Annotated in this window: 22 protein-coding genes; 7 read left to right on the top strand and 15 right to left on the bottom strand. The window is 66.4% G+C overall.

What is annotated here, in order from left to right:
* Positions 1-444: hypothetical protein (locus ACWEKS_RS45365; protein WP_452345886.1), on the bottom strand; the 444-nt coding region annotated here is incomplete at its 3' end.
* Here ACWEKS_RS45365 and ACWEKS_RS45360 point away from each other — a divergent pair.
* The 3 genes from ACWEKS_RS45360 to ACWEKS_RS45350 are packed head-to-tail and all read left to right on the top strand — an operon-like array spanning position 422 to position 1,575.
* On the top strand, positions 422-1,087 hold the full coding sequence (locus ACWEKS_RS45360) for a hypothetical protein (protein WP_452345885.1): 666 nt from the start codon (positions 422-424) through the stop codon (positions 1,085-1,087). The genes ACWEKS_RS45365 and ACWEKS_RS45360 overlap by 23 nt on opposite strands.
* Before the next feature lie 48 nt (positions 1,088-1,135).
* Positions 1,136-1,345 carry a hypothetical protein gene (locus ACWEKS_RS45355; RefSeq protein ID WP_452345884.1) on the top strand — a complete coding sequence of 70 codons (210 nt, stop codon included), beginning with the start codon at positions 1,136-1,138 and terminating at the stop codon, positions 1,343-1,345.
* 23 nt (positions 1,346-1,368) lie between these two features.
* Positions 1,369-1,575, top strand: coding sequence for a recombinase family protein (locus tag ACWEKS_RS45350; RefSeq protein ID WP_452345883.1), 207 nt, complete (start codon positions 1,369-1,371; stop codon positions 1,573-1,575).
* Positions 1,576-3,005: 1,430 nt separating this feature from the next.
* Here ACWEKS_RS45350 and ACWEKS_RS45345 read toward each other — a convergent pair.
* The 12 genes from ACWEKS_RS45345 to ACWEKS_RS45290 all read right to left on the bottom strand — a co-directional run bounded on the left by ACWEKS_RS45345 (position 3,006) and on the right by ACWEKS_RS45290 (position 12,470).
* On the bottom strand, positions 3,006-3,440 hold the full coding sequence (locus ACWEKS_RS45345; RefSeq protein ID WP_452345882.1) for a hypothetical protein: 435 nt from the start codon (positions 3,438-3,440) through the stop codon (positions 3,006-3,008).
* Between the two features lie 85 nt (positions 3,441-3,525).
* Positions 3,526-4,548, bottom strand: a complete 1,023-nt coding sequence (locus tag ACWEKS_RS45340; RefSeq protein ID WP_452345881.1) for a DUF2637 domain-containing protein — start codon at positions 4,546-4,548, stop codon at positions 3,526-3,528.
* Complete coding sequence (locus ACWEKS_RS45335; RefSeq protein ID WP_452345880.1) at positions 4,545-6,689, bottom strand: hypothetical protein; 2,145 nt, start codon at positions 6,687-6,689, stop codon at positions 4,545-4,547. Before ACWEKS_RS45335 ends, ACWEKS_RS45340 begins: the two co-directional genes overlap by 4 nt.
* Before the next feature lie 5 nt (positions 6,690-6,694).
* Positions 6,695-7,153: a hypothetical protein gene (locus ACWEKS_RS45330; protein WP_452345879.1), complete on the bottom strand. Its 459-nt coding sequence runs from the start codon at positions 7,151-7,153 to the stop codon at positions 6,695-6,697.
* Positions 7,154-7,256: 103 nt separating this feature from the next.
* A complete protein-coding gene (locus ACWEKS_RS45325; RefSeq protein ID WP_452345878.1) occupies positions 7,257-7,571 on the bottom strand; it encodes a hypothetical protein in 315 nt (104 codons plus the stop codon).
* Between the two features lie 20 nt (positions 7,572-7,591).
* Positions 7,592-8,056: a hypothetical protein gene (locus ACWEKS_RS45320; protein WP_452345877.1), complete on the bottom strand. Its 465-nt coding sequence runs from the start codon at positions 8,054-8,056 to the stop codon at positions 7,592-7,594.
* 6 nt (positions 8,057-8,062) lie between these two features.
* A complete protein-coding gene (locus ACWEKS_RS45315) occupies positions 8,063-10,165 on the bottom strand; it encodes a hypothetical protein (RefSeq protein WP_452345876.1) in 2,103 nt (700 codons plus the stop codon).
* Positions 10,162-10,878, bottom strand: a complete 717-nt coding sequence (locus tag ACWEKS_RS45310; protein WP_452345875.1) for a hypothetical protein — start codon at positions 10,876-10,878, stop codon at positions 10,162-10,164. The genes ACWEKS_RS45315 and ACWEKS_RS45310 overlap by 4 nt, the downstream gene beginning before the upstream one ends.
* Positions 10,875-11,264: a hypothetical protein gene (locus ACWEKS_RS45305; RefSeq protein WP_452345874.1), complete on the bottom strand. Its 390-nt coding sequence runs from the start codon at positions 11,262-11,264 to the stop codon at positions 10,875-10,877. Before ACWEKS_RS45305 ends, ACWEKS_RS45310 begins: the two co-directional genes overlap by 4 nt.
* Positions 11,261-11,494: a hypothetical protein gene (locus tag ACWEKS_RS45300; protein WP_452345873.1), complete on the bottom strand. Its 234-nt coding sequence runs from the start codon at positions 11,492-11,494 to the stop codon at positions 11,261-11,263. The genes ACWEKS_RS45305 and ACWEKS_RS45300 overlap by 4 nt, the downstream gene beginning before the upstream one ends.
* 110 nt (positions 11,495-11,604) lie before the next feature.
* Positions 11,605-12,009 (bottom strand): hypothetical protein, encoded by a 405-nt coding sequence (locus ACWEKS_RS45295; protein ID WP_452345872.1) that lies wholly within the window; start codon positions 12,007-12,009, stop codon positions 11,605-11,607.
* Entirely contained in the window at positions 12,006-12,470 is a 465-nt protein-coding gene (locus tag ACWEKS_RS45290) for a hypothetical protein (protein ID WP_452345871.1), read from the bottom strand. Before ACWEKS_RS45290 ends, ACWEKS_RS45295 begins: the two co-directional genes overlap by 4 nt.
* A 59-nt stretch (positions 12,471-12,529) precedes the next feature.
* Between ACWEKS_RS45290 and ACWEKS_RS45285 the strand changes: the two genes are divergently transcribed.
* The 4 genes from ACWEKS_RS45285 (at position 12,530) to ACWEKS_RS45270 (ending at position 15,696) form a co-directional block, all read left to right on the top strand.
* Positions 12,530-13,303, top strand: coding sequence for a GntR family transcriptional regulator (locus ACWEKS_RS45285; RefSeq protein ID WP_452345870.1), 774 nt, complete (start codon positions 12,530-12,532; stop codon positions 13,301-13,303).
* Positions 13,297-14,085 (top strand): glycosyltransferase family 2 protein, encoded by a 789-nt coding sequence (locus tag ACWEKS_RS45280; protein WP_452345869.1) that lies wholly within the window; start codon positions 13,297-13,299, stop codon positions 14,083-14,085. The genes ACWEKS_RS45285 and ACWEKS_RS45280 overlap by 7 nt, the downstream gene beginning before the upstream one ends.
* Positions 14,086-14,374: 289 nt before the next feature.
* Complete coding sequence (locus ACWEKS_RS45275) at positions 14,375-15,424, top strand: replication initiation protein (protein WP_452345868.1); 1,050 nt, start codon at positions 14,375-14,377, stop codon at positions 15,422-15,424.
* Positions 15,425-15,429: 5 nt separating this feature from the next.
* Positions 15,430-15,696 carry a replication protein RepB gene (locus tag ACWEKS_RS45270; RefSeq protein ID WP_452345867.1) on the top strand — a complete coding sequence of 89 codons (267 nt, stop codon included), beginning with the start codon at positions 15,430-15,432 and terminating at the stop codon, positions 15,694-15,696.
* 86 nt (positions 15,697-15,782) lie between these two features.
* On the opposite strand, the gene ACWEKS_RS45265 is transcribed toward ACWEKS_RS45270, so the two are convergent.
* Both ACWEKS_RS45265 and ACWEKS_RS45260 read right to left on the bottom strand, forming a co-directional pair.
* The gene (locus ACWEKS_RS45265) at positions 15,783-15,956 is read right to left on the bottom strand and encodes a hypothetical protein (protein WP_452345866.1); all 174 of its coding nucleotides are present in this window, start codon (positions 15,954-15,956) and stop codon (positions 15,783-15,785) included.
* 294 nt (positions 15,957-16,250) lie between these two features.
* Entirely contained in the window at positions 16,251-17,042 is a 792-nt protein-coding gene (locus ACWEKS_RS45260; RefSeq protein WP_452345865.1) for a hypothetical protein, read from the bottom strand.
* Between the last annotated feature and the right edge of the window lie 128 nt (positions 17,043-17,170).

Genomic DNA, 17,170 nt, shown 5'->3' with positions numbered 1-17,170 from the left:
GTTCATCTCGGACACGTCGGCGATGTCGTCGATGAAGGCGTTCATCTCGGACACGTCGGCGATGTCGTCGATGAAGGCGTTCATCTCGGACACGTCGGCGATGTCGTCGATGAAGGCGTTCATCTCGGACACGTCGGTGGCGTCGTCGATGAAGACGATCGCCTCGGAGACATCGGTGGCGTCGGCGATGAAGACGATCGCCTCGGACACGTCGGTGGCGTCGGCGATGAAGACGATCGCCTCGGACACGTCGGTGGCGTCGGCGATGAAGACGATCGCCTCGGAGACATCGGGGATGTCGGCGATGAAGACGATCGCCTCGGACACGTCGGCGATGTCGGCGATGAAGGCGTTCATCTCGGACACATCGGTGGCGTCGGCGATGAAGACGATCGCCTCGGAGACATCGGCGATGTCGGCGATGAAGGCGATCGCCTCGGACATGTCGGTGATGAACGCGTTCGCCGGCGAGGCGTCGACGGCGGCGCTCTACGCCTCGTCTGCGTTGCAGGATCGGGTGAAGCAGCTCTCCTCCGCGGTGTCCACGACGATGGACCTGGGTCGAGTCGCCGCCGTTTGGCAGCCCGACCTGGCCAGTTCGGCCCTCCAGTCGGCGGTGCGGGCATGGCAGCCCGACTTGTCCGCGCCCTTCTTCACTAAGGCCTTTTCCTCTCTGCACTTCGAGGTCCCGGACGTCTGGAAGGATTTCGGGCGCCAGCTGCAAGGCGACGCGCGCTCCTGGCTCGATATTCGGGCGATCCGCGAAGCCGCGGCGGTCCGACTCCCGGCGCTGCGGCGGGAAATGTTCTATCGGGTCATCCGGTTCCGGCAGCGGACGGTGGCCTGGCTGGGCGTGGCGCACGCTGCCACAAGGATCCGCAGCGAACATAACCTTCGCGAGGCTGTCCTCCGTGCGCTCGCGGCCAAACGTGCCGAGATCGCTTACGGACGAGCACAACTGGCTCGCCGCGAGGTCGGCTGCATGCCGCCAGGCCAGCTCGTCGCCGCACGTCCTCACCTCACCCGTGGCCCCAACTCCTGCAAGTCGATCCGAACTCATCGACTTGCAGGACTCTTGCGTACCTGACCCCTGGTCGGGCGTGTGGTCCTGCCCAAATCCCCTTGGAGGGACCACATGTTTACCCCGGCTATCGCCTCACTGGCGCCCGGGCTCACCGCGGTGATCTGGTTGGTCGCTGCGCCCGTCCTCGTCATCTCACTGCTGATCCCGGTCGTCGTGGCCGTCGCCCTGTGCGGCAGCCGTGAGCGCGGCCTGCGGGCCCGGAACATCCTGCGCGACCTGCTGACTGCGCTGCGGGCCCTGCTGCGGGGAGACAAGCAGTGAGCCAGCGTGGACGGGGCAGGCCTATGCTCTGCTCCGACGAGGCGCTCGCCGTGATCGTCGATTTGTACGACGCCAATTGGTCATACCGACGTATCGCGGCCGCGCTCAACGAGAAGGGGTTGTCCACCCCTGCCGGCACCGCTCCCTGGAACGGGGCACACGTTCACCGCCTCGTGGGAACGGTGGGTGCCCGAGAGGTGGCCGCTGCCCTCGGCAAGACCCTGCGCTGAATCGACGGCCCGGGCCACGCGAGCGAGGATGCGGGCCCGGCGCCGGTCGGAAGCCCGGCCGTGCGCCAGCTGCAGCCGGATCCGTAGCCGAGCGATCGCCCACCGCTCGGCTACGGATTCCGGTCGCGGCCACAGCGATACAACTTTCGCCTGCGCGTTCATACCCGGATTCGACGCCGCCACACCCGGATCGGTTCCTTCCGACTGCGCGCCGGCGAAAGCCACGCCGTATTCCGTTACCCGGGCGGCGTACCCGCCCACGATGCTCTCGGTGTCCGCAAAGGAAGTCCGGTAGAGGCTCCCCATCGCCTGATGCGCTCCCCTGGCCTCTGGGCGGCCTCCCCGCCGGAGGCGATGCCCTTCCACGGCCCCCAGGCCGTGCAGTCCTTCGGTCCACGAGCACGCGGGCCTGCCCTGCTGTCTGTCCTCCGGTGTGGCCTGCCCCCAGCGCGCCGCGCCAGGTTCCGGGTGTCCAGGGTGGCCGTCAGGCCATCGCGAAGCGACGCCGTAGGCGCCCTGGATGCACGGGTTCTGGTGTGGCTCGCTCCAGGGCTGGCCACACCGGAGGACAGACAGCACCCGCGCGACCGACCGCGCGAGCATCGCTCGCGGAACAACGGTCGATCTCCTGCACCCGCACAGCATTTCGGTTCGCGCTGGAAGTCTGGCGCACCACCAACTGACCGCCGACCGCGTCAGGAACCGGGCACGGCACACGAGCCCGGCGCCAAACCGCCGCGCTCACGCACGACGTGCCCAGCAAGCCGGAGGTGACCCAACTTAGGGCCGCTGGCAACAGCGTGGCGAACAAAGGCCGTTCACGGCCGACTTCGACACGCTAGCCCGGCCCGGAACCACCAACCCAACGCAACATAACCACCCAACCCAACCACCCACCCAACTCCTCAATTCTCCCCGAATACCTACCCTCACCCACCACCAAAAAGAGTCCCCACCCTCCCACCTTGGAGAGTAAACACACGTTTTTCGTGTTTACTCTCCAAGGTGGGAGGGTGGGGACGGACACCCACGAAAACCCAGCTCAGGGTAGGCATTCGGGGAGAATTGAGGCGTTGTGTAGCCGAGAACGCAGTTCTCGGCTAGACAACGTCGTTTCTCCAACAATTCTTGATCGTTTCGCACTCCGGCCCGACCGCGGGCCTGTTGCTGTCCCGGTCCACGATCCTCGATGCTCGGGCCGAAAGGCCCGCTCCCTCAGCGGTCATTGTGACCGAGTCACCGGGTGCCTCAAGGGCGCTGGCGCGTCGGCTTCGCCGATGCCCTGACGGGCACCCTTGACCCACCCGCAGACTCGGCCAGAACGCTTTCGGAGGGAGCGGGCGAAGAACGGGTTAACGGCAGATCCACGGCACACGGAGACACGAAAAAGCCCCGACCGGTCAGGGTCGGGGCCGAGTTTTCGCTGCGGACTACGCGGCAGGCGGTGTGTAGGTGCCCCCGTCGTAGTCGCGGCCGATCTTGGCCTTGCCGAGGAAGGTGAAGCCTTCCAGTCGGCCCCCGAGGGCCACGGCCTTGACGCCGGCCTTGGCCAGGGCGGCGTTCAGTGCGGCCTTGACGTCGCGGTCCAGGCGCAGGAATCGCTGGCCGTCGTCGTCTTCGTCATCCTCGGCGGCGGTCTGGAAGATCAGCACCGAGTCCATGACCGGCGGGCCGGCGTCGACGGGCGAGGGCTTGCGGTCCACCCAGTACAGCGGCTGGCCCTCCACGGTGCGGTGGCGACGCTCGGCGCCGATGATTTCGCCGGTCAGCTGGTCACCCATCTGCGCGTCGCGACCGAAGGCGTTGCGCGGGCCGACCGGCCCGGCCAGCTCGGCATTGATGAGGTCGAAGTCCGACATGGTCATGATGTCCTCCAAGAGTGAATGAGAAATGCAGTAGTGAAGCGGAATTGAGGGGGCAGAAGCGCTGCCTGCCCCGGTGGGCATTCGGTCAGCGAACAAGCTGGAGCACCACCTCCGCCCCGTCGTCGCCCGACGCGTCGTTGTTCTCGGCTTTCAGGCGGGCCAGGATCTTGCCGACGTAGCCCTTCGACAGATCCATGGTCTCGGCGATCTCACGAAGGGGCTTGCCCTCCAGATGCATCGCCCAGATGCTCGCGTCGCGGTCCTCGGGGCGCACGATCGTCTCCTGCGAGACGGGTTCGGCGTCTCCTCGGTCGTCTCCTGGAGACGAGCAGGAGACGGGCCGCGCCTCCTCGGTGTCTCCTCGCGGGTCTTCAGGAGACGGCCAGGAGACGGCAGGAGACGTAACAGCGTCTCCAGGAGACGCGACAGGAGACGCCTCCTGGATGGCGCCGAGATGCGGTGTGCGCGTGGTTCGCTCGGCGTTGGCCGTCTGGGTGATCGGCTCGGGTTTGCGCGGAACCTCGATCAGGATGGTGAATCCGTGCATGACCGCCATCGCCGCGACCGGAGCCGCACCCGCGATCACCGCCGCGATGGTCGGCGTGACGGGGACCTTCGCGGCGTGTGCACCGTTGCCGATCAGGCTGACCAGCTCCGACGCGGCCAGCGTCCACCAGAAGAACCGCCGGAACCTCGGCTCCACGTTGACGTGGTTCTTGGCGCGGCGCTTGAGCACGACCAGCGCGATGGCCGACTGGAACAGAGGCCCGTCCACGATGATCGGGGCACCCCACGCCAGCCATGAGGTGGTCCCGGCCTGCTGCGCCAGCCCGTGCAGGGCGATAGCGGACCATCCGCACGCGGCGGTCAGCACCCCGATCACCAAGATGACCGCTGCGGTCTCGACACCGTCCCACCCCGAGGTTGTCTCCTCGGGCGTCTCCTGGGGTGTCTCCTCGGAACGTTCCACTGTCTCCTCCAACCATTCGGTTGTGTCCTGATGGGCTCGCCGCGTCTCCTCCGCCGCCTCGAACGAGGCGACAGGAGACGACGGTCGGTCGGTGTCTCCCGTGGGAGACAAAGCGGGCAGCAGGCCGGGCTCGGTCATCGGTCGAAGCCTCCCCACTCCATGTCCGGGACGGTCTCCAGCGCCATCTCGTCCATCTCCGGCGGCTCGGGAATCTCGGACCAGTCCGGAACCGGCTCGTGCTCGGTCATGTCCGAACGGTCATAGGCGGGCTGCTCGTCGCGATCGTGCGGCAAATCCTCACGATCGGGCTGCGCGGGAGCCTCCGAGGCCGCTGCCCGGTTCCGCATCTGTTCCTGCACGCTGCGAACGTGTGCCAGCGGATCGGTCCGGTCCGGTGCTTCCGGCTGCTGCGGAGCCTCGGGCGCCGGCGGGCGATCCGGGGTGCCCGCGGCTTCCAGTCCGCTCCACCGGTCGAACTCGGCGCGATCGACCACCGCTGCCCACAGGTCCCGGTCCGGCTGCTGGCCGAGCTTGGCCTCGGTCTCGGTGACGGTCAGGATTTCGCGGGCACGGGCGCGTTCATCGCTGGTCAACGCCGCGTGGTGGTCGAGATCGAAGCGGACCCGCTCGGCTTCATCTCTCCAGCCCATGTCATCGACGTACAGGGCGTTGCGCTGGAGGTGGTCGAACGTCGCGTGCAGCTGCTCGCGGTCAAGGGACCGCCCGCCGTAGTAACGAGCCTCGTCCATGCGCCACACGCGCCCGGATTCACCGACCGAGTGAATCCTGCGGAAGCCTTCGTCGACGTTGTTGGCGCGCACCGAGGTCCACGCCCGCTGCCGGTTGCCGTTGAGGTCTTCCAGGCCCGGCACCGACAGGTCAGCGGGGATGCTGCGATCGCGGGCGCGGGTCATAGTCAGGTCGCGGAAGTACTCGAACCGGCGGTCAAGCTCGGCATCGAGGTTCGCGTGCAGGCCTTGCATGCTGTCGATGGCGAACCCGCGGACCCGATCGTTGGCGTCGAGCGGGATGGCCCGGTCCCACACGATGATGTTGACGTTGTCGTGCGGCTCGACGATCCAGGACATCTTGCGCTGGACCCAGTCGTATCCCGATTGCGGGTAGCCGAAGGTCCGCACATGCGCGGGGCCGTCGCTGTGCTCGGCGTCGATGAGGAACATGAACCGGTCGGTGGCGTCGGGATCGGACGGTTCCCAGCCCGCCGGCGGGTTCAGGAACTCTCGACGCAACTGGTCTTCGAGCTCGGGCATGTCGTGACCCCACCGCCGGTAATCGTCGGTGAGGGCGTGATCGACGTGCCTGTCCCAGGACTGAATCCGGTAGTGGCGCTCCAACTCCCACTGGCCCTGGCGTTCCATCCACCGTGCAGCGGCCATGCGCTCCGGGGTCTGCTCGCGCAGCTGGAACTGGATCTCGCGCCAGTCGTGGACATCCATCCCGGATCCGATGATCCGGTCGGAGATCTCGCGGTCGAGCCGGTCCAGGTTCCGCTGATGCCCGGCCGCCAGCTCCGCGGCGTTCGGGTCGAACTCGGCCAAGGTGGTGCCACGCTCACGCAGCCGCGACGCCAAAGCCTGCGAGGTCAACTCCATTTCGTGCCGCTCGGCGATCAGGTGCCGCAGATCGTCCAGCCGCTGCGCCATGGGCTGCGGGGCAGCGGGCCGGTCGGGCTGCGGGCGGTAACCGGTCCGGCCGCGCTCGGTGATACCGAGCCGGATCCGCGACAACCGCTCGGCCGCACGCGCTTTCAGCGCCGCGACACCCGACAACGGGCCGGTGCGGAGCGCGACCACCTTGGCCCCGGGCCGCCACGCCTGATGCGCAGCGGTCAAAGCCCGCACCGCCTGGCCGCGCTCGGCGGCCGAGAACAGGGTCGACGTGGTGATGGCGCGCTCGAGCTCGGCGCGGTCGTGCAGCAGTTCCCACTGCCGGCGCATGTGCTGGTCGTAGCTGGCGCCCGGGTTCCGGTGCCAGCTCTGCATGTCCTTGCGGTGCTGGCCGACCCGGGTCTCCAGGTCCTTGTACAGGGCCTCGCGGTCGAGCTTGCGCTGCTCGCCCTCGGCGCGGACCTGCTGGCGCAGACGGATTTTCGCGTTCCACCGCTGGTCGCGGTCGGCCAGATCCATCTGCTTCCACACCCCGCGCGGCACCTTCGTGGCGTTCGGGTTCGCGCGCCGCCACTGCTGAAACGCATAGACGGCGGCACTGCCGAACTTGCTCAGCTCGCGGGTGATCTCGTCAACGGTCTTGTCGGACATGGGTTCTACTCCTCGGTGGTGGTGGACTGTCGGGCGAATCGGATGACGCCGTCGATCGCCCAGATCAGGGCGACCGGAGTGGGCACGTCCAGCAGGTCAGCGATCTCTCGCCAGGTCATGCCGTCGAGCCAGTCCCGGGCGATGTCGATGCCGAGTTCCTTGACGGCCTCGGTGGCGGTGAGCGAGCAGCGGCCCTGGCTCAGGGCGGCGGTGGGCAGCCGACCCGGGAACGGGCGACCCCGCGCGGCGCGGCGGGCCTCGGCGTACCAGTCCTGCATTTGCTGCTCACGGCGAGCTTCGATGTCGCCGGCGCAGGTCTCCAGGAACGCGGCCAGGCCACCGCCCCAGCCCTGATGGACGATCGAGATCACCTCTCCCGGAGAGAGGGCCGCCAGTTCGGCGGAGGTGACCTCGGGCCACTCGCCGAAGTCGTTCTTGCAGACGAGCAGCCAGTCACGGGCCACGCTTACGACAGCCGCATCAACGGCTGCCCTGTCGTAATCAATACTGTTGCTGTACAACGGTTTTCCTTCCAATGGGTGTTACTGCAATACGGAAATACGGAGGTCAGATGTCGTAGTCGCCGCTGTCGGCCAGGGCGAACAGGGTGCGGACGGGAAACAGGACCCCGTGCGTGCGGGCGATCTCCCACCCGCAGTGCTCGTCCTCGAAGTCGGTGTGCGGGTGATCGACGGCCCAGCCGGACACGCCCCAGAGCGGGCACACGTCGAACCAGAGCGCGCCGATCAGCACCGACACTTGGTCGCCGCCGACGCAGAAGGTCAGACCGCGCAGGGACAGTTCGATGCACAGCACTGCCCGGCGTGTCCGCTGCGGCCACACACGCACGCACCGGGTGAGGCTGAACTTGTTGCGGCTCATCGGATCTCAGTCCTTCCTGGTCAGGCGGTCGCGGGCCGCTGGGCGGCCTCGGGATCGGTGCGGTGCAGCAGTCGAGAAACTGCCGAGAAGGCGACGGTCAGCCAGCCCCACACGGTCACCGCTGCACCGCTGATCAGGGCGGCGGTGGCGCGGGGGCCGGGGCGGCCCAGGCTGATCCAGAATCCGAAGAGCGCCCAGCCGATGCTGTAGACGCGCAGCGGGCCGGTCAGCGGCGCGAACAACAAGGCCAGGAACAGCGCGGTCCCGGCCATCGCGGGTGTCCAGCGCCGCACGAAGACGTGGACGGTCTTCGCGCGTTTGATCTGGGGTTCTGCCCAGACTTCGAGTCGCCCGCCGGACGGGGCGATCGGGGTGGGCATGTGGGCCAGAGCCTGATCGGCGTCGGTCACCGCAGCCAGTTGCTGCTTGAAGCGGCCGACCAGGATCTCGGCGTCGTCGTTGTCGTCGTGGCGTTCGATGCTCATGGCGGATCACACGGCTTCCGGGACAGGGGCCGCCTCGACGGCCGGTTTGGTGGATTCGGCGAGCCCGGGAAGGGGCCGCACGCTGGAGGGGGCGAGCTCTTTGACGTGCCCGAAGGTGGCCCTGCCGCCGACGACGTGCACGATGTCGCCCTTCTGGAAGGTGGACAGCACCGCCGGCGGAACGATGAAGCTCTCTTCGGGCTGCACGTTGCCCTCGTCGCCGTGGCGGACACCGCCGCCGATGAGCTTGCGAGATTTCGCGAAAGTCGGTTGAGTGCCGAGCTTCTCGGCCAACCGCCCCGCGCTGTAGGAGCGCATGACGAACACTCCGCCGGAGCAGGAATCGATGAGCCGTTCGCGGGCATCGTCGTTCGGCCCCAAGCCCATCCAGGACTGGGTGAACCAGCCCGAGCCGACGCCGGCCGAGCGCAGCAGCTCGACCGTGCGCGCGGCACCGTCGTCGCCGCAGACCTGGGCGAACTCGTCCACGAACAGCTGCACCGTGCGGCCGTGATTGGTGCTGGCCAGGGCGAAGATCATCGCGATCAGGCCCGCGAACTGGGCTTTGGCCATGATCGGGGACTTGGTGCCCTCCAGGCAGCAGTACACGAGGTCGAACTCGGCGAAATCCCGGTCCCCGTTCAGGCTGGTGCCCAGCTCACGAAACAGCGTCGCCATGCTGGAGCGCTCGGACAGCAGCGCCGGAGTGTTCTTGCCCTCGTAGGTGACCGTCTTGATGTCGCCGAGTTCGAGCTCGTGTCCCACCCATGCCTTGACCAGGACGTCCCTGTTCATGCGGCGCAGGAATTCAGCGTTGGTTCGCGGCGGGTTCTCACCCTGGCCGAGTCCGTTGCCCGGGTCGGGCATGTCGATGACCAGGTGCAGAATGGCCTTGCGCTGAGCCAGGTAGTACGCCTCGGCCGGTTCCATGCCGTCGGTGTCGACTCCGGCGCCGATCAACGCTTCGAACCGGAACCGCATCTCCTCGGCCTCGCCCACCCAGATCGAGAGCTGGATCTCGTGCGGGAAGACCCCGATCCGCTCACGGTCCATGCCCATCGACAGCCCGGCCTCGACCACCTTGGCCGCGTTCTTCTTCGCATCCTCAGCGCCCTTGAGATCGAGGATGATCGCCAGCGGGCGACCGGAACTCTCTGCGCGCCACCACTGCTGGTGCATCCGCCACGCGGTCGCCCAGAAGCTGATGATCATTCGGACCATCGCGGTGGTCTTGCCCGAGCCGGGACCGCCGACCGCGGCGAAGTGCTCACGGAAATGCAGCCAGTCCACGGTGAACAGGTCGGGGTAGCCGCCACGCAGATGCCCGGCACCGGATTTCGCCGGCGCGACACTGCTACGACGGGCGGCCCGCCCGATCACCATGCGCGGCTTGAGGGTGCCGTGCACCAGCGGCAGGTCCGCCTCGCAGCGCCGCGTCGCGGCGGCCATCTCACGCTGCTGGCGATGCCACACCGCCCGCATGGTCCGGTCGATGGACTTGCGGCCACGGGTTTCCAGCACGTGGGAGTAGTGCGCCGCGCTCATCGCCGCGACCGCCCACCCGGTCGGCACCAACACCACGGCCGCACTCGCGACCCCGGTGACCGGCAGCCCGGCCAGGACCTCGTGCGCGCCGCGCAGCACATCGTCGTGCGGACCCGACCAGCCATCGGCCACCATCGCTGCGCCCGGGATGGACGCGGACCCGAAGGCCATGTTGCGCAGCCGGACCGGGGTCCACGCGAACAGCCACGAGGCTGCCATCGCCGCCACGCCGACACCGAAGATCGTCGCACCGAAGGCTCCGGCCACTTCGAGACCGGCGGTGACATCGTGCAGGGACAGACTCGGCAGGCTCGGCAGATGCGGCAGATGCTCGGCACCCGGAATCGGCGGAGCCTGCGGAGTGATCTGCGGAATCGGGTGTCCCGCAGTCGGATCGACCTGCGCGAGCACGGTCGGGCAATCGTGGTCGGTGAACACCGGAGTGCACTCCGACCCTGCCGGAGCCGGGGCCGCGATCGGGGCCGGGGCCGAGCATTCGGCGCGGAAGTCGATCAGCGCCGCGCAATCGGCCGGACGGTCGGTGAACAGCGGGTTTTCGGTCATGATGCTGCACCTCCGGCAGCGGAAAGGCCCCGACGGAACGGAATGGCCTGCGAATCGAACAATGTGGTCAGGTCCTGGGCCCGGACTTCCGGCCCATCGGGAACAGGAGTGAGAGCGCCGGCGGCGGCGACCACCCGCGAACGCACGTCCGCGTCGGCGCAGTAGTAGACGAGCGAGTCAGCGCCGGCGGCCTTGGCCGCGTCGTAGGCGGCCTGCATCGTTTCCCGGGCGGCGGACGATCCCTTGCGGGTCAGCTCGACCTCCACGGCGATCAGTCGGCCCTGCGCATCGGTGTACTGACCGTCGTGCAGGTGCGGCTGTGTCTCGCCCGCGCGGGTGCGGAAACCGTTGCGGTGCCGCAGTACTCGCTCCGAGACCCAGGAATCCTCGAACTCGGTGCCGACCAGCTTCAGCCGCACCCGGGCCACCATGGTGTCGTGGGCGGCGTACATCGGGGTCGGCATCCACTTGGGCACCGTGAACCCGAGCAGCATCGACGCGGTCGCCGCGTTCGGGACCACCCAGGACCGGCCCGGGACCGGGCGCACGGCCTCCTCGATCAGCTTTCCGCTGTTCCGCCACCGCGAGATCACTCGATACGCGTTGGTTTCGCTGGTGCCCAACAGCAGCGCCACCACATCCATTGGTGCGCCGCCCATCTGGGACAGCCACAGCAGCGCCCACATGTCGCGGGGACCCAATCGGACACTCATCGGTCGAAACCTCCCCACTCCATGTCCGGGGCCTCGACGGCCGGGGCGGGCAGGGTGTGCTGCTGGCCGAATGCCTGCGCCATCGCGCGGCGCATCAGCCCGGACTTGCCGGGACCGGTCTGCCCGGCCACCGCGAGGTGAGTGGCGCGCGGGGTGCCACGCCGCTCCAGCTCCGCGGCCGTGGTCAGGCATTCCAGGTCCGGGGCGTACACGTGCATGGACTCGCGGTCCAACGCGTCGTCCAGCAGCCGGGCCATGACGGTCAGCTCCTGGTCCTTGGCCGCCAGGGCTTCGGTCAGCCGCTGAACTTCGGCCACGAGCGCGCCGGTCCGGTCGGCGGACAGATCCGCCGCAGGTCCGGCTGGGCGTACATCGAAGGTGGTCATCGGTCGAAACCTCCCCATTCCATGTCCGGTGCGCCGCTGGGGATTTCGGGCGCCGCCGGGAGTTCGGGTACTGCGGTCAGTCGCTCCCCGGACAGCAGCCACTGCCCGGGTACTCGGTTGGGGGTCTTGAGCTGCTGCGGCTCGGGGCGGTCCACCCAGATCTGGCGATCGGTGCGTCCCGAGCGCTTCGCGGCCTCGGCCAGATGCGGCAACTCGGTGATCGGCGTCAAAACCGACTCCTCAGGTATGCCAGCCACACGCCGCTCCGAACGGGGTACATCCACCGCTGGTGTGCCCGACGCTTTGTGCGGATTCCGGCCGGTCACACGGGATTTCGAGGTCATCGGTCGAAACCTCCCCACTCCATGTCCGGAGCGTCGGGCGGATCGAGAGGCTCAGGCGTCGGGTCGATCCCGCGCCGCTCCATCGCCGCTTCGGACTGAGTGCGATGACCTCGGGCCAGCGCCTCCAGCTCGGCGGGCGTGGCCGGGCGCTTCGCGACTGCGTCCTCGACGCGGTACAGGTAAGCGGCCAACGGTTCGCGCCCGCCGCCACGCGGCCGGATCACCTGCGCGACAATGTCTTTCCTGTCGCGGGGGCGCAGCGGCGGCTCGTGCTTCTCCAACTGGCGAACGGTTTCACCGAGCCCGGCCGGAGCGGTGCCCCAGTAGTAGGTGGGGATCCCGTACTTCTCGCCGTCCGGATCCGGAAGATCCCGCGTCCGCGCGTCCTTCGGGCCGATCACCGCACGACTCCCGCCTGCTGAGTACGCGCAAGCTGCTGCGCCGGAACGCAATCCGCGCGGCGGCCGACCTCATCGGCGCGGCACACATTCGGTGACGGCGTGTAGGACTGCTGATCGATCCACGCGGCCGTGCATCCGGCCATCGCGACCAACAGCGCGACGGCCAGCAGAACCAGCCGAATCGACGCCGGAAGCAGAGACAGGCCGTAGCCGATCCCCCGCAGCACCGCCGCGTCCGTACGGACCACCGGGCCGATCATCGCCACACCCCACGGGCGCGACGACGCGTGATCCACCGGAAGCCGAACACGACGACGGCCGCCAAGATGACGGCCGAGAGAACGAGATTGGGTGCAATGAGCAGCGCAAACGCTGCGGATATGGCGGTGATGAGGAAGATGCTGGACCTCACCGGAAACCACCCCCTGCCGTTTGTTGTTCAACAAAACCTGTGCGATCATTGTTGAACAACAAAGGCTCGGAAGTCAATGTTTATTGAACAACAAACCGAGAAAAGGTGATGACGATGCCGCCTCCGGCCATCTGGCGAGACATAGCCGATGACCTACGCCGCCGTGTCCAGGCAGGAGAGTGGGACGCTGGCGAACGAATCTCGTCGGCCCGAGAACTCATGGAGCACTACGACACCCCGAGTCAGGCTCCCGTCGTCCGCGCCATTTCGGTGCTGACCAGCGAAGGCTTGCTCATCTCAGATCCATCGGCACCGCGACGCGGCGTCCGGGTCCGGGGACGTGTCCAACTTGCGCGCCCGATCGACCAGCATTTCGCGGCCTTACAGCCACGGAAGGATCGCACCTTCGAAGAGATCAGCGACCTCGCCGAGGGTGAGCTGGAAGTCCTGGTGTCCTACGGGGCCGAATCGCCGACCGGAGAGTTCGCCGAACTCTTCGGTGATGAGGAGCTACTGGTCAGGACGTTCCTGTACGTCGTGCGCGGCACGCCGCACCAGGTCATGCGGTCTCGCATGCCGAAGCGGATAGCGGAGGCCGCCGGCCTGCAAAGTGAGACGGATGAGGTCGTCGGAAAGTCGACCGAGAGCTGGCTTCGAGACGCAAAAGTCGAGCCGGACACGGTCGACATGACGATCGTGTCCAGGCTCCCAACTCCGGAAGAGGCTGCCGAGCTCGCGATGCCGAAGGCGCTCCCGGTGATGGTGCGCCGGCGCACGATTTTCGATCCGACAGACACCGCCGCCGAAACCAGCACCAGCGTCATCGTCGCTGATCAGCTGGTCTATACGGCAAGATTCAAATTGGGGGAACCAACATGCTGATCTCTGTCCTCACGCCGTGCTATCGCTCGCAGGCCGACCACCTCGAAGCCGCGTACGCCTCTCTTCTGGGTCAGGAAATGCCTGCCGAGTGGGAGTGGGAGTGGGTTGTCCAGGGTGATGGCGATGACGTCGCACTGCCCGCTGCTGCACTTGCGGATCCTCGGGTCAAGGTGGGAGTAGGCCCGCATGGCGGCCCGGGCGTTGCCCGCAACCTTGCACTCGAACGATCGTCAGGCGAGCTCATCCGGAATCTGGACTCCGACGACATCCTGACGCCAAATGCGCTGGCCGACAGCATCGCGGTGTTGACTTCACACCCCGATATCGGCTGGACCACGTGTCGCGCTTTGGATCTGATGTTGGACGGTGAGCTGGTCGGCTTCGACACCGACCCACCCGAAGGTCGGATCGAACGAGGCAGCACCGCCGCCTTCTGGCTGATGTTCGGCTACCGCCTGAACATCCATCCCACAACCATCTGCATCCGACGCGGCCTGCTACTCGCGCTGGGCGGATGGATGGCATTGCCCACCGCAGAAGACACCGGGATGCTGCTCGCGGTCTCGACGGTCGTCGACGGGTGGTTCATATCCGCGGTCGGTCTCCACTATCGCAAACACGCTGATCAGCTCACCAACGGTGGACAGTATGCGATCGACCGATCCGACCGGGTCCGACTGATTCGCGACCGCATCCTCGCGCTCCGAGAGCTTCTGCAAAAGCCGGACTTGAGGCTCCCGACCGAAGCCGAGTTACTCGGTCGGTCCTACTGGCCCTTCTAGGATCCGTACTCAAGCCCGGCCGAGTCACGAGGTAAGAGCGGGAGACAGGGTTTCAGACGGCTCCTTGGAGTATGCGTCAGCAGAACGTGACTGGTCCCGCCCGCCGCCGGCACAACAGCCCTACTCGGCGAACGTGGTTACATGCGTTAGTAGTGGTATGCGCATTAAAGCATGAATCACGGTGAAGTTCCCTTGAGTGACCCCCGGACCCCCGAACCACCGGATTAGGGGGAAAGGTTTTCGTGTCGTACCGCATCATTCGAAGAGAAGTGGGGCAGACTCCTTGACCATGCAGCTGGACGCCGACGAGTCGGTTCTCGACTCGGACATGACGCTGTTCGACTTCGAACAGCACTGGCTTCCTCGGCGTCCATACGCAGCCAAGGACAAACACGGCCCGTACTATCGCACTTCGCGGGAACGGGCTCTGGCGATGCCGTACCTGGAAGCGAACCCGAGCGCCTTGCGCAGTCTGATCATCACCGATCACGACGGTGGGTGTGCCGATGAGGTAGTGGGCTTGGCCGGCCTGCCACCGCCGTCGTATATCGCCTTGAACCCGATCACTAACGATGGTCACATCGTGTACGCCCTGGCGGAGCCGGTGACGCTGACGAATGTGGCGCGGCGCGCACCGGTGAACCTGCTGGCCCGCATCGAGGCTGCCCTGAACGACGTATTGGCGGGCGATCCGGCATACGGGCTGCGGATGACGAAGAACCCTATGCATCAGGCCCACCTGACCTTCAACGGCCCGGAGTATGCCGTGTACGGCCTGCGTGACCTGGCGGGTCCGCTCGACACTCTTGGGGCACTGCCGAAGTTCAATACACCCCTGGAGCGGCGCAAGAAGCTCGAGACAACCGATGTCGGACGGAACGTCGATCTGTTCGAGTTGCACCGAAAATGGGCCTACCGGCGCGTTCGCGACTACCAGCATTACAAGGACTGGCTGCGAATCAGCGCGGACCACTGCTGGGACCGCAACATGGACACGATTGGCCCGGCCTACAGCAAGGGCCCAATGCTCCCGGGTGAGACGAACCAGCTCTCCCGGTCGGTTGCCCGCTGGACCTGGCTCAATATCCAAAGGACCTTCAGCGAAGAACAGTCACGACGGGCGAAGCGGAACGCCGAGCTGGCCGGATCGGAAGAACTCGCCCGACGTGGCCGTAGAGGTGGAATTGCCGCTGCCCAGAAGCTGACCGCTGAGGAGCTGGTGGAGCGTGCTCGTAAAGGTGGCTCGGTGCGCAGTGAAGCGAAGCGGGAAGCAGCTCGTAGGCGGGCGACGAAATACGATATGAGTGCCATTGTTGCCGCGGCTTTGGAGGAGGGGTAACCATCATGGGTGCTCGGAACCCGGTCCGACGTGCAAAGACCGCCCGAGAGCTGGCCGAGGAATTCGGCGCCTCAAGCCGGACGATTCAACGGATGATCGCCGAACCGCGGGAAGACTTCGAGGCGCGTGCTCAGGCGAAACAGGCTCGCGCGCAAGAGCTCCGCGCCGCTGGAATGAAGTACAAGCAGATCGCCGAAGAGATGGGCATCTCCATCGGTTCAGTCTCGGTGCTGCTGAGGCCGCGTCGCGCGGACATCGCAAAGGCCAGCTGAAAGTCGTTCGGGCACGGTCGTTTCCGTGCCCGAAAAGCCCCGATTCTGGCAGCCGATAAGGGAATGTTATCGGCGGCTGACACGTCTCAAAGTTCGCGCGCGTGACGCACCTCGGTCCAGAAACCAGGAGCGAAGTACCGAACCTCATCATCGGAGACCTGCACCTTGAGCACTCCGCCTTCGAGAAAGTCGAACTCTCCGCTATCGAAGCGCAGATCTATGCGCCGGTCCTGATGGGTGAGATTCACGATGAAAGGCATGCGGGACAGAGTACCGATAGCTGATTGCGTTGAGCCGCAATCAGATTCGACCTAGACGTGACAGAGCGTCGACCGCACGTGCACGGGGCCGAGACCTGGGCGAAGTCGTGTCAGTTGTCGGCTCCGTAGGAACGAATCCTGACCGACCTTGCCCAGGTCTCATGCATAGATGCTTACATCTCCACATTTAGATCTGGACCACGCGAGCCCAGGTGCACGTAGGCGTGCACACCCTGGGTGGTTGCCGGGCGAGTGCGTCGGCCCAGCTGGCCGGGCCGACGCAGTCGCGAGGGATCAGCCTTCGAGGACCGTGTGTGTCACGGTGTTCCCGTCGGCCAGCGCGTAGTGGCTGATTTCGGGGATGACGGACAGGCCGTCCCGCTGCTGCAGCGTGGGGATGTTGCCGATGCCCTGAACGGCGTCGCTGTCTGCTTTCTGCTGGGAGGTGATCAGGACACCGGTCATGCTGGCGACCTGGCCCGGCCCCGTCAGGACGCCCTTCCAGCGGAACGGCTGCCTCTCGTCCCCTATGAAGGGATGGAACCTATAACTCCCGTAGAATTCGGTCAAATTGCCGCCAGTCCAGATGAACTCGCCCTCGATGTTGTTGATGAGCGTTCCGCGGTCGATCCAGCCGAAGTAGCCTGGCAGGATCTGGACCTGGACGTTCTCACCTTCGGCGTGCTCGCTCGTCCAGGAGGTTCCCATGGTGGCGGTCATGGACACCGAAGCGATGCCTTCGATTCCGGCGGTGACCGTGGCCGACAGTTCCACGCTGTGAGTGACGGAGGTCCGGTCCTCCCAGCTCATACCGTAGGTGGCATCGCCCGGCCCCGGGTTGTAGACAACGTTCCTGCTGACCTGGTGGACGTCGCTGAACGTGTACCACTGGCGGGCGATCTTGGCGATAACCGGGTGACTGACGGGGCTCATGCGATGCGCCAGCCGCTCCTTGTAGGGGCTGCGGGTTACATCCACCTCGGGGACGCTGCCAAGGTCACGGATTCCGCATGCCTGCAACTGTTCGTTGAAGGTGGCGTGGTCGAGGCGCTCAGAAGCTGGGGGGTTAGGCAGCGGCACAGACATGGTCAATCTCCTTTGCTCGAGGAGTCACACGCTGAGAGATATTGTCAAATCCTGTGGATGACGTTGTTTCAGGCGACTTCCGTTGCGCCTGAACGGTCTCCGTCCTTTGGGGTGATGTCGATGGGTCG

The organism is Nocardia sp. NPDC004711 (genome assembly GCF_053601595.1).
The sequence above is the reverse complement of the archived record's forward strand: the minus strand, read 5'-3'. Positions and strand labels throughout refer to the sequence as shown.